The organism is Geodermatophilus bullaregiensis (assembly GCF_016907675.1).
Classification (GTDB): domain Bacteria; phylum Actinomycetota; class Actinomycetes; order Mycobacteriales; family Geodermatophilaceae; genus Geodermatophilus; species Geodermatophilus bullaregiensis.
The window spans coordinates 1,940,711-1,953,466 of sequence record NZ_JAFBCJ010000001.1 but is presented as its reverse complement, the minus strand read 5'-3'; the positions used below and the strand labels follow the sequence as shown (position 1 = coordinate 1,953,466).

General features: G+C 71.4%; 7 protein-coding genes. 6 read left to right on the top strand and 1 reads right to left on the bottom strand.

Translation table 11 applies throughout. The annotated features are described in order from the left end of the window. Window positions 1-125 precede the first annotated feature (125 nt). The 6 genes from rplA (at window position 126) to JOD57_RS09155 (ending at window position 11,350) form a co-directional block, all read left to right on the top strand. Window positions 126-845 (top strand): 50S ribosomal protein L1, encoded by a 720-nt coding sequence (gene rplA / locus JOD57_RS09180; RefSeq protein WP_204691754.1) that lies wholly within the window; start codon window positions 126-128, stop codon window positions 843-845. A gap of 240 nt (window positions 846-1,085) precedes the next feature. Beyond that, complete coding sequence (locus JOD57_RS26785) at window positions 1,086-1,997, top strand: GNAT family N-acetyltransferase (protein WP_204691753.1); 912 nt, start codon at window positions 1,086-1,088, stop codon at window positions 1,995-1,997. Between the two features lie 250 nt (window positions 1,998-2,247). Then, complete coding sequence (gene rplJ / locus JOD57_RS09170) at window positions 2,248-2,874, top strand: 50S ribosomal protein L10 (protein ID WP_204691752.1); 627 nt, start codon at window positions 2,248-2,250, stop codon at window positions 2,872-2,874. A 16-nt stretch (window positions 2,875-2,890) separates the two neighbouring features. Further along, window positions 2,891-3,286: a 50S ribosomal protein L7/L12 gene (gene rplL / locus JOD57_RS09165; RefSeq protein ID WP_204691751.1), complete on the top strand. Its 396-nt coding sequence runs from the start codon at window positions 2,891-2,893 to the stop codon at window positions 3,284-3,286. Window positions 3,287-3,838: 552 nt separating this feature from the next. Next, window positions 3,839-7,348: a DNA-directed RNA polymerase subunit beta gene (gene rpoB, locus JOD57_RS09160; RefSeq protein WP_239568289.1), complete on the top strand. Its 3,510-nt coding sequence runs from the start codon at window positions 3,839-3,841 to the stop codon at window positions 7,346-7,348. Window positions 7,349-7,444: 96 nt separating this feature from the next. Then, window positions 7,445-11,350, top strand: coding sequence for a DNA-directed RNA polymerase subunit beta' (locus tag JOD57_RS09155; protein WP_204691750.1), 3,906 nt, complete (start codon window positions 7,445-7,447; stop codon window positions 11,348-11,350). Window positions 11,351-11,608: 258 nt separating this feature from the next. Here JOD57_RS09155 and JOD57_RS09150 read toward each other — a convergent pair whose 3' ends face one another. After that, a complete protein-coding gene (locus JOD57_RS09150; protein ID WP_204691749.1) occupies window positions 11,609-12,652 on the bottom strand; it encodes an LLM class F420-dependent oxidoreductase in 1,044 nt (347 codons plus the stop codon). Between the last annotated feature and the right edge of the window lie 104 nt (window positions 12,653-12,756).

Below are 12,756 nucleotides of genomic sequence, written 5' to 3'. Positions count from 1 at the left end.
TCCTGCAGGGTGCCGCCGCGAGCGAGCGAGCGGTGGAGGCAGGAGGGTCCTTCCACAGTGGGAGGGCCTCGCCAGGCCCGCGCACCACGAGATCCCCGCACACGCGGCGGGGGAGAGGAACCACCATGGCGAAGCACGGCAAGAAGTACCGCGAGGCCGCGGCCAAGGTCGACCGCGAGTCGCTCTACAGCCCGCTGCAGGCCGCCGGTCTGGCGAAGGAGACCTCGCCGACCACCTACGACGCCACCGTCGAGGTGGCCATGCGGCTGGGCGTCGACCCGCGCAAGGCCGACCAGATGGTCCGCGGCACGGTCAACCTGCCCCACGGCACCGGCAAGACCGCCCGCGTCATCGTCTTCGCGACCGGTGACCGCGCGGCCGAGGCCGAGGCCGCCGGTGCCGACGTCGTCGGCTCCGACGACCTGATCGCGCGCATCCAGGAGGGCTTCCTGGACTTCGACGCGGCGATCGCGACCCCCGACCAGATGGCGAAGGTCGGCCGGATCGCCCGCATCCTCGGCCCCCGCGGCCTGATGCCGAACCCGAAGACCGGCACCGTGACCCCCGACGTCACCAAGGCCGTCGCCGACATCAAGGGCGGGAAGATCAACTTCCGCGTCGACAAGCAGGCCAACCTGCACCTGGTGATCGGCAAGACCTCCTTCGACGAGACCAGGCTCGTGGAGAACTACGCCGCGGCCCTCGACGAGGTCCTGCGCGCCAAGCCCGCCGCGGCCAAGGGCCGGTACCTGAGGAAGGTCACCATCTCCACCACCATGGGCCCCGGCATCCCGGTGGACCCGAACCGCACGCGCAACCTGACGGTGGACGAGCCCACCGCCTGAGGGAGGACCTCGTCCTCCCCACCCTTCGCAGGCTCCGGGTGGGACCCGGGACGAGGCCGCACTCGCACGGTGCCCGGGGCCCCGTCGCGCACGCGCGCGGCGGGGCCTCCGGAGTCCCCGGACGGGGTCGCTGCTGGCGGACGGCGGCGGCGGAGGGCTACGGTCGCCGCCGTGCCGCACCGGTAGCGGCTCCTCGACCCACTGCGCCCGCGTCCGGGCGCTCGGCTCCGGAGCCGCCCCGTGCCCGTCCCCGACGTCCGTCCCCTCCGCCGCACCGACCGCGACCAGCTGACCGCACTGGTCAACGCGCACGTCTGCACCGTCGTCCCGGGGTGGGCGGTGTCGACCGCCGCCCTCCTCGCGCAGATCGAGCGCGACCCCGCCCAGTACGTCACCGACCCCTGGGTGCAGGCCCGGGTCACCCTCGTCGCCGAGGTCGACTCCCGCCTCGTCGCGGCCGCGCACCTGCGGCGCTACCGCGACGACGCGGACGTCGGTCCCGACTGGCGCGGTGCGGGGGAGATCGCCTGGCTGGTCTGCTGGCCGGCGCACGAGGAGGCGGGCGCACGGCTCGCGGCCGCCTGCACCGCGGTGCTCGGGAGCTGGCGGGTCCGCCGGCAGTACGCCGACGGCGACCTGCCCACCCCGGCGACCTACGGTGTCCCCGACTCCTGGCCGCACGTGGCCCGGGTGCTGACCGGCGCGGGCTTCGACCCCGCGTCGGCCCGGACCGAGGTGACGCTCGCCGGCACCCTGGACGACGTGCCGCCGCCCCGGCCGCCCGCGCTCCCCGGCCTCGACCTGCAGCGGGTGGTCGGCACCTTCGCCGCCCGCTTCGTCGCGACCCGGCACGGCGAGGTCGTCGGCTTCGTGGAGGCGCAGGACGACCACACGCGCGGCGGCAGCCTCTCCCGCCTGCACGGCTGGGCCGACCTGGCCGAGCTGCACGTCGCCGAGAGCGCACGCGGCGCGGGTGTCGGCACCTGGCTGGTCGCGCACCTGGCCGAGTGGCTGCGGCTCGGCGGGACGCGACGGTTCCTCGTCGCCCTGGGCCAGGACGACCTGCCCCTCGAGCCCTGGTTCGCCCGGTTCGGCTGGCGGCGGATTGGGCGCACCCGGCGCGGCTGGGAGCGCTGCCCCGAGGCCGGCTGATCGAGGCGCTCACCCCGTGTACGCTGGTCGACGTTCCCCCCACGACCGCTGGTCGTCGCACGTCCGCGTGCGATCGAAGGTCCCGGATCCCCGGGCGGCCCGCGCAGGAGGACGGTTCGATCGACGCGGTGCCCCGTGCCCGCGTCCCTCGCCCCGTGCGCCCTGCGCCGGGGCGTTCGTCGTCTCCGGGCCGGGATCGCCCGCTCCCGCACGACGCACCAGCGGTCGCCCGTCAGACGAGAGGAGGCCCATGCCCACGCAGGCGAAGGCCGCGGTGATCGACGAGATCACCGACCGGTTCCAGAAGTCCAGCGCGGCCGTGCTCACCGAGTACCGCGGGCTGACCGTGGCGCAGCTGACCCAGCTGCGCCGTTCCCTCGGTGCGGGCAGCAGCTACGCCGTCGTCAAGAACACCCTGACGAAGCGGGCGGCGGACGAGGTCGGCCACTCCGACCTGGCCCCGCTGCTCAACGGCCCCACCGCGATCGCCTTCATCGAGGGCGACGTCGTCGAGGCCGCCAAGGCCATCCGCGACTTCGCGCGCGCCCACCCGCTGCTCGTCGTCAAGGGCGGCGTCGTCGAGGGCCGCACCGTCGGCCCCGCCGAGGTCACCGCTCTGGCCGACGTCGAGCCGCGCGAGGTGCTCCTGGCCAAGCTGGCCGGCGCGATGAAGGGCAACCTGACCAAGGCCGCCGGCCTGTTCCAGGCCCCGCTGTCGCAGGTCGCCCGTCTGGCCGCCGCGCTGCAGGAGAAGAAGCCCGCCGAGGGTGCCGACTCCGACGCCGGCACCACCGCCGACACGGCTGCCGACACGACTGCTGCCGACACCACCACCGACACCGCTGACGCCGCGGACGCCGCGGCCGGCACCGACTGACCCAGAAGGAGAGATCATGGCCAAGCTGTCCACCACGGAGCTGCTCGACGCGTTCAAGGAGATGACGCTGCTCGAGCTGTCCGACTTCGTGAAGCAGTTCGAGGAGACCTTCGAGGTCACCGCTACCGCCCCCGTCGCCGTCGCGGCTGCCCCGGCCGCCGGCGGTGCCGGCGACGGCGGTGCCCCCGCCGCCGAGGAGCAGGACGAGTTCGACGTCATCCTCGAGGCTGCCGGCGACAAGAAGATCCAGGTCATCAAGGAGGTGCGCGGCCTGACCTCGCTCGGCCTCAAGGAGGCCAAGGACCTGGTCGACGGCGCGCCGAAGCCGGTCCTGGAGAAGGTCGCCAAGGACGCCGCCGAGAAGGCCAAGGCCGCTCTCGAGGGCGCCGGCGCCACCGTCACCGTCAAGTGACGTCCCGCCCGGCCCCCCGCACGGCCGGGCACGTCACCGTCCGGTGACACCCGCCCGGCCCCGCGAGGGCCGGGCCGCACCACGGAGCACGCCCCAGGGGCCGCTCTCCTCCGGGAGGGCGGCTCCTGTCGCGTCCGGGCGGTGGTCCCCTCCGGCCGTCCAGGGCGCCGCTGCGAGCCCGCGAGCGGTAGGCGGACGGGCCCTTTCCCGCGGTCCTCCTGGGCGTGGCGGAGACACCGGGCCCCTCGGACTGGCATCATTGCCGCGCGGAACCGCCCCGACGGGAGTCACTGTCCTTCCCGGGGGGTGTGGCGCTGGTCGCGCCCACCCTCCGACGTGGACAGCGTGCGTCATCAGGGGTAGGGTTCCCTGTTGCGCTGCCCCCTGACTGCCTGCCCGCCGAGACGGGTCGCCTGGGGTGCCCGGGGTCCCCTGGCACACCGTCGACCGAGCGGGCCGGACGCCGCGGGCGGCGCCGCCATCACCGACGACGACCCAGGACGAACCCGCACCCACCGCCCGCACGTCGTGAGGTCCTTGGAAGGACGCATCTTGGCAGGCTCTCGCCCCACCAGCATCTCCGCCAGCACCACCCCGTCCGGCACCACCCAGAACACCCCGCAGGCCCCCCAGTCCGGCCCCCGCACCGGCGAGGCCGACCAGCAGAAGATCCCCGGCGCCCCGCTGCGCGTCTCGTTCGCGAAGATCTCCGAGCCCCTCGAGGTGCCGGACCTGCTGGCACTGCAGACCGCCTCCTTCGACTGGCTGGTCGGCAGCCCCGAGTGGAAGGCCACCCTGGCGCCCGAGGAGCAGGCCGCCGCCGTCGGCGGCCTGGCCGAGATCCTCGAGGAGATCTCCCCGATCGAGGACTTCAGCGGCTCGATGTCGCTGTCCTTCTCCAACCCGCGCTTCGAGGACGTCAAGGCGTCCCTCGAGGAGTGCAAGGACAAGGACATGACCTACGCGGCGCCGCTGTTCGTCACCGCCGAGTTCATGAACAACACCACCGGCGAGATCAAGAGCCAGACGGTGTTCATGGGCGACTTCCCGATCATGACGAACAAGGGCACGTTCGTCATCAACGGGACCGAGCGCGTCGTCGTCTCGCAGCTGGTCCGCAGCCCGGGCGTCTACTTCGACAAGACCCTGGACAAGACGTCGGACAAGGACGTCTTCACCGCCAAGGTCATCCCCAGCCGCGGTGCGTGGCTGGAGTTCGACGTCGACAAGCGCGACACCGTCGGCGTGCGCATCGACCGCAAGCGCCGCCAGCCGGTCACCGTGCTGCTCAAGGCGCTGGGCTGGACCGAGGACCGCATCCGCGAGCACTTCCAGTGGTCGCCCACCGTCCTCGCCACCCTGGAGAAGGACCACGTCGCCGGTCAGGACGAGGCCCTGCTCGACATCTACCGCAAGCTGCGGCCGGGCGAGCCGCCGACGCGGGAGAGCGCCCAGGCGCTGCTGGAGAACCTCTTCTTCAACCCCAAGCGCTACGACCTGGCCAAGGTCGGCCGGTACAAGGTCAACAAGAAGCTCGGCGTCGAGGTGCCCCAGCCGACCTCCACGCTGACCGAGGACGACATCGTCGCCACCATCGAGTACGTCGTGCGGCTGCACGCCGGCGAGCCCGACCACGGTGTGGACGACATCGACCACTTCGGCAACCGCCGTCTGCGCACCGTCGGCGAGCTGATCCAGAACCAGATCCGGGTCGGCCTGTCCCGCATGGAGCGCGTCGTCCGCGAGCGGATGACGACCCAGGACGTCGAGGCGATCACGCCGCAGACCCTGATCAACATCCGGCCGGTCGTCGCCTCCATCAAGGAGTTCTTCGGCACCAGCCAGCTCTCGCAGTTCATGGACCAGACCAACCCCCTCGCGGGCCTGACCCACAAGCGCCGCCTGTCGGCGCTGGGCCCCGGCGGTCTGTCCCGTGAGCGGGCCGGCATGGAGGTCCGCGACGTGCACCCGAGCCACTACGGCCGGATGTGCCCGATCGAGACCCCCGAGGGTCCGAACATCGGCCTGATCGGCTCCCTGTCGGCCTACGGCCGGGTCAACCCGTTCGGCTTCATCGAGACCCCGTACCGCCGGGTCCAGAACGGTGTGGTCACCGACCAGATCGACTACCTGACCGCCGACGAGGAGGACCGCTTCGTCGTCGCCCAGGCCAACTCGCCGCTGGACGCCAACGGCCGGTTCGCCGAGGACCGCGTCCTGGTCCGCACCCGGGGCAGTGAGGTCGACTACCTCGCCCCCGAGGCCGTGGACTACATGGACGTCTCGCCGCGGCAGATGACCTCGGTGGCGACGGCGATGATCCCGTTCCTCGAGCACGACGACGCCAACCGCGCGCTCATGGGTGCGAACATGCAGCGCCAGGCCGTCCCGCTGCTGCGCAGCGAGGCGCCGCTGGTCGGCACCGGCATGGAGCTGCGGGCCGCCGTCGACGCCGGCGACGTCGTCGTGGCGGAGAAGGCCGGCGTGGTCGAGGACTCCACCGCCGACTACGTCACCGTGATGGCCGACGACGGCACCCGGCAGACCTACCGGCTGCTGAAGTTCCGCCGCTCGAACCAGGGCACCTCGATCAACCAGACCCCCGTCGTCGACGAGGGCCAGCGGGTCGAGGTCGGCCAGGTCATCGCCGATGGCCCCTGCACCGACCAGGGCGAGATGGCACTGGGCAAGAACCTGCTCGTCGCCTTCATGCCGTGGGAGGGCCACAACTACGAGGACGCGATCATCCTGTCGCAGCGCCTCGTGCAGGACGATGTCCTGTCCTCGATCCACATCGAGGAGTTCGAGGTCGACGCGCGGGACACCAAGCTCGGCGCCGAGGAGATCACCCGGGACATCCCGAACGTCTCCGAGGAGGTCCTCGCCGACCTCGACGAGCGCGGCATCATCCGCATCGGCGCCGAGGTCGTCCCCGGCGACATCCTCGTCGGCAAGGTCACGCCCAAGGGCGAGACCGAGCTGACCCCCGAGGAGCGGCTGCTGCGGGCGATCTTCGGTGAGAAGGCCCGCGAGGTCCGCGACACCAGCCTCAAGGTCAAGCACGGTGAGTCCGGCAAGGTCATCGGCGTCCGCGTGTTCTCGCGCGAGGACGGCGACGAGCTGCCCGCCGGCGTCAACGAGCTGATCCGGGTCTACGTCGCCCAGATGCGCAAGATCTCCGACGGCGACAAGCTCGCCGGCCGCCACGGCAACAAGGGCGTCATCGCGAAGATCCTGCCGCAGGAGGACATGCCGTTCCTCGAGGACGGCACCCCGGTGGACATCGTCCTCAACCCGCTCGGCGTCCCCGGCCGGATGAACGTCGGCCAGGTCCTGGAGACCCACCTCGGGTGGGTCGCCAAGCAGGGCTGGCAGGTCGAGGGCACGCCGGAGTGGGCGGCCAACCTGCCGGAGGCCGCCAAGTCGGCCGCCCCGGACACCCGGACGGCGACGCCGGTGTTCGACGGCGCCAAGGAGGACGAGATCGTCGGCCTGCTCGGCGCGACGACCCCGAACCGCGACGGCGACCGGATGGTCGCGCCGACCGGCAAGGCGCGGCTCTTCGACGGCCGCTCCGGGGAGCCCTTCCCCGAGGCGATCTCGGTGGGCTACGTCTACATCCTCAAGCTGCTGCACCTGGTCGACGACAAGATCCACGCCCGGTCGACCGGCCCCTACTCGATGATCACGCAGCAGCCGCTGGGTGGTAAGGCGCAGTTCGGTGGCCAGCGCTTCGGTGAGATGGAGTGCTGGGCGATGCAGGCCTACGGCGCGGCCTACGCGCTGCAGGAGCTGCTGACCATCAAGTCCGACGACATCCTCGGCCGCGTCAAGGTCTACGAGGCCATCGTCAAGGGCGAGAACATCCCCGAGCCGGGCATCCCCGAGTCGTTCAAGGTGTTGCTTAAGGAGCTGCAGTCGCTCTGCCTCAACGTCGAGGTGCTGTCCGGTGACGGGCAGGCGATCGAGCTGCGCGACACCGACGACGAGGTGTTCCGGGCCGCGGAGGAGCTGGGCATCGACCTGTCCCGCCGCGAGCCGTCCTCGGTCGAAGACGTCTGATCGGCGCCCGGTCGGCCCCGTGCACCGGGGCCGGCCGGCGCCCCAAGCCATCAGCGAGAAGTGCAGTAACCGAGCCCCGGGAAAGGGGTCCACTCAGTGCTCGACGTCAACTTCTTCGACGAGCTCCGCATCGGTCTGGCCACCGGCGACGACATCCGCCAGTGGTCGCACGGTGAGGTGAAGAAGCCCGAGACCATCAACTACCGCACCCTCCGTCCGGAGAAGGACGGTCTCTTCTGCGAGAAGATCTTCGGTCCCACCCGGGACTGGGAGTGCTACTGCGGCAAGTACAAGCGCGTTCGCTTCAAGGGCATCATCTGTGAGCGCTGCGGCGTCGAGGTGACCCGGGCCAAGGTCCGCCGCGAGCGGATGGGCCACATCGAGCTGGCCGCGCCGGTCACGCACATCTGGTTCTTCAAGGGCGTCCCCTCGCGCCTGGGCTACCTGCTCGACCTGGCGCCCAAGGACCTCGAGAAGATCATCTACTTCGCCGCCTACCTGATCACCTCGGTCGACGACGAGGCCCGCCACCGCGACCTCCCGACCGTCGAGGCCGAGATCAGCGCGGAGAAGTCCAACCTCGAGAACCGCCGCGACGCCGACGTCGAGGCCCGCCAGCAGAAGCTGGAGGCCGACCTGGCCGAGCTCGAGGCGGAGGGCGCCAAGTCCGACGTCCGCCGCAAGGTCCGCGAGGGTGGCGAGCGCGAGATGCGCCAGCTGCGCGACCGCGCCCAGCGGGAGATCGACCGCCTCGAGGAGGTGCTCGACACCTTCCGCAAGCTCGAGGTCAAGCAGCTCATCGCCGACGAGGGCCTCTACCGCGAGCTGCGCGACCGCTTCGGTGAGTACTTCGAGGGCGGCATGGGTGCCGCGGCCCTGCAGAAGCTGCTGTCCGACTTCGACCTCGACGCCGAGGCCGCGTCGCTGCGCGACACCATCCGCAACGGCAAGGGCCAGCGCAAGCTGCGGGCCCTCAAGCGGCTCAAGGTCGTCGCGGCGTTCCAGCAGACGCGCAACTCGCCCATGGGCATGGTGCTCGACTGCGTCCCGGTCATCCCGCCGGACCTGCGCCCGATGGTGCAGCTCGACGGTGGCCGCTTCGCTACCAGCGACATGAACGACCTGTACCGCCGGGTCATCAACCGGAACAACCGGCTCAAGCGTCTGCTCGACCTCGGCGCCCCCGAGATCATCGTGAACAACGAGAAGCGGATGCTGCAGGAGTCCGTGGACGCGCTGTTCGACAACGGCCGCCGCGGCCGGCCGGTCACCGGCCCGGGCAACCGTCCCCTGAAGTCCCTGAGCGACCTGCTCAAGGGCAAGCAGGGCCGGTTCCGCCAGAACCTGCTCGGCAAGCGCGTCGACTACTCCGGCCGGTCGGTCATCGTCGTCGGCCCGCAGCTGAAGCTGCACCAGTGCGGCCTGCCCAAGCAGATGGCGCTGGAGCTGTTCAAGCCCTTCGTCATGAAGCGGCTGGTCGACCTCAACCACGCGCAGAACATCAAGTCCGCCAAGCGCATGGTCGAGCGTGCCCGTCCCGTCGTCTGGGACGTGCTCGAGGAGGTCATCACCGAGCACCCGGTCCTGCTGAACCGGGCGCCGACGCTGCACCGCCTGGGCATCCAGGCCTTCGAGCCGCAGCTGGTCGAGGGCAAGGCCATCCAGATCCACCCGCTGGTCTGCACGGCGTTCAACGCCGACTTCGACGGCGACCAGATGGCCGTCCACCTGCCGCTGTCGGCCGAGGCACAGGCCGAGGCCCGCATCCTCATGCTGTCCAGCAACAACATCCTGAGCCCGGCCGACGGTCGCCCGATCACCGCGCCGACCCAGGACATGGTGCTGGGCCTGTACCACCTGACCACCCTGGTGGCCAGCCGGTACGAGGCCGACGGGGGCCGTCCGGCCGCCTACGGCTCGACCGCCGAGGCGATCATGGCGTTCGACAAGGGTGCGCTGGGTCTGCAGGAGCGGGCGCTGATCCGCCTCGACGAGGTGTTCGGCGTCGACAACGGCAAGGTCAACCCCGCGTGGGAGCAGCCGGAGGACTGGACCCCCGGCCGGCCGGCGCTGGTCGAGACCAGCCTGGGCCGGGTGCTGTTCAACGAGGCCCTGCCCGAGGACTACCGCTTCGTCAACTACCAGGTGCCGAAGAAGGAGCTCGGGGCGATCGTCAACGACCTCGCCGAGCGCTACCCCAAGGTGCAGGTCGCGGCGACGCTGGACGCCCTCAAGTCGGCCGGCTTCCGCTGGGCCACCCGCTCGGGCGTCACGATCGCCATCGACGACGTGGTCACCCCGCCGGCCAAGCAGGAGATCCTGGACCGGCACGAGAACGAGGCCCGGCAGATCGAGCGGCAGTACGAGCGCGGTGTCATCACCGACGCCGAGCGCCGCGGCGAGCTGATCGAGATCTGGACCCGCGCGCGGGCCGAGGTCAGCCAGGCCATGGTGGACAACTTCCCGACCACCAACCCGGTCTGGGTCATGGTCAACTCGGGCGCCCGGGGCAACATGATGCAGATCAGCCAGATCGCCGGCATGCGCGGTCTGGTGGCCAACCCGAAGGGCGAGATCATCCCGCGGCCGATCAAGGCCAACTTCCGGGAGGGTCTGTCGGTGCTGGAGTACTTCATCTCCACGCACGGCGCGCGCAAGGGTCTGGCCGACACCGCCCTGCGGACCGCGGACTCCGGGTACCTCACCCGCCGGCTGGTCGACGTCTCCCAGGACGTCATCATCCGCGAGGAGGACTGCGGCACCGAGCGCGGCGTGCTGATGCCGATCGCGACGGTGGTCGACGGTCAGCTGACCCGCGACCCGCACGTCGAGACCGGCGTCTACGCCCGCTCCCTGGCCGCCGACGTGACGGCCGAGGACGGCACACTCGTCGCGCAGGCCGGCCAGGACCTCGGCGACGTGCTGATCAGCGCGCTCGTCGAGGCGGGGGTCAGCGAGGTCAAGGTCCGCTGCGTCCTGACCTGCGAGTCGCTGCTCGGCACCTGCGCGACCTGCTACGGCCGGTCGCTCGCGACCGGCAAACTGGTCGACGTCGGTGAGGCGGTCGGCATCATCGCCGCCCAGTCCATCGGCGAGCCCGGCACCCAGCTGACGATGCGCACCTTCCACACCGGTGGTGTCGCGGGTGAGGACATCACCCACGGTCTGCCGCGTGTGGTGGAGCTCTTCGAGGCCCGCGTCCCCAAGGGCAAGGCCCCGATCGCCGAGCTGGCCGGCACCGTCCGCATCGAGGACGGCGAGCAGTTCCGGAAGCTCACCATCACCCCGGACGACGGCTCCGACGAGGTCGTCTACGACAAGCTGTCGCGCCGGTCGCGACTGCGGGTCGAGGACGGCGCCCACGTCGAGGTCGGCGAGCAGCTCACCGAGGGTGCGGTGGACCCGCACGAGGTGCTGCGGATCATGGGCCCGCGCGAGGTGCAGCTGCACCTGGTCCGCGAGGTCCAGGAGGTCTACCGCAGCCAGGGCGTGTCGATCCACGACAAGCACATCGAGGTGATCATCCGCCAGATGCTCAAGCGGGTGACCATCATCGACTCGGGCGCCACGGAGTTCCTCCCCGGTGCGCTGGTCGAGCGGACGCTGTTCGAGACCGAGAACCGCCGCGTCGTCGCCGAGGGCGGAGAGCCGGCCTCGGCCCGCCCGGTGCTCATGGGCATCACCAAGGCCTCGCTCGCGACCGAGTCGTGGCTGTCGGCCGCCTCCTTCCAGGAGACGACCAAGGTGCTCACCGACGCCGCGATCCAGGGCAAGAGCGACAGCCTGCTCGGCCTCAAGGAGAACGTGATCATCGGCAAGCTGATCCCGGCGGGTACGGGCATCAGCCGCTACCGGAACATCACGGTCGAGCCGACCGAGGAGGCCCGCGCCGCCGTCTACACGATGGCCGGGTACGACGACGGGCAGTACTACAGCCCCGACGTCTTCGGTTCGGGTACCGGCGAGGCCGTGCGCCTCGAGGAGTACGACTGGCGGGGCTGAGCCCCGTAGCACGTGAGGAGGGCCCCGCAGATCGCGAGATCTGCGGGGCCCTCCCGCGTCGTGGGGGCGCGGCGACGATCAGGTGACCTGATCGTCGCGTGTCCTCCCTGACCGCCGACGGTGAGGGAGGACGCGCTGCGGTGAGGGAGGACGCGCTGCGGTGGGGGAGGACGACGCTGCCGCCCACCGACGCGAGGGCCCCGGACCGTTGCGTGCAGGTGCCGGGACCCCCGTGCGTCACGTGACGCAACCCGGGTCCTAGGCGTCGGCGAGGCGGCGCATGGTCTCCACGGTGCGCAGCCGGCTCTCGCGGCTGTCGTCGAGGGGCTGCAGCGCGAGGGTGGTGACGCCGGCCTCGGCGTAGGCGGCGACGCGCTCGGCCACGTGGCCCTCCGGGCCGATGAGCGACACCGAGCGCACGAACTCGTCGGGCAGCGCCGCGGCGGCCTCGTCCTTGCGGCCGCTCAGGTAGAGGTCCTGCACGGTCTCGGCGGCGTCCTCGAACCCGTAGCGCCGCGCCAGGTCGTTGTAGAAGTTCTTGCCCTTGGCACCCATGCCGCCGACGTAGAGCGCCAGCTGCGGCCGCACCTGGTCGTGCAGGTGGTCGACGTCCTCCCCGATGGCGACCGGCACGCCGCAGATGACCTGCAGCTCGCCGAGCTCGGGGTCGCGCTTGGCGGTGCCGGCCCGCAGGGCGTCGCCCCAGACGGCGTCGGCCCGCTCCGGCATGAACCAGATCGGCTCCCACACCTCGGCGATCTCGGCGGCCAGCTCGACGTTCCTGGGTCCCAGGGCGGCGAGCATGACCGGGATCCGGTCGCGGACCGGCGTGTTGATCAGCTTGAGCGGCTTGCCGAGCCCGGTGCCCTGGTCCGGCGGCAGCGGGACGGTGTACTTCGGGCCGTCGTGCACGAGCCGCTCGCGCCGCCACACCTGACGGCAGATCTCCACCACCTCGCGGGTGCGCTGGATGGGGGCGTCGTAGGCGACGCCGTGCCAGCCCTCGATGACCTGCGGGCCCGAGGCGCCCAGGCCGAGGGTGAAGCGGCCGCCGGACACGAAGTCCAGGCCGGCCGCGGTCATCGCCGTCAGCGCGGGGGTGCGGCTGTAGATGGGCAGGATGGCGCTCATCAGCTCGACCCGCTGGGTGACGGCGGCCAGGTAGCCGAGCTGGCTGACGGCGTCGAAGGTGTAGACCTCCGCACACATGGCCAGGTCGAGCCCTGCGGCCTCCAGGTCGACGATCTCGGCCGCCGTCTCCTGGAAACCCCCCGCGTAACTGGCCTGGATGCCGATGCGCACCTGCACTCCTCTGGTCGGCGGCGCCCTCGTCGGCGCCAGCGCGACCGTAGCGGGTGCCGGGGAGCGGGCCGGCGGCTCGGAGGGGACGCCGGTGGGTCAGGCGA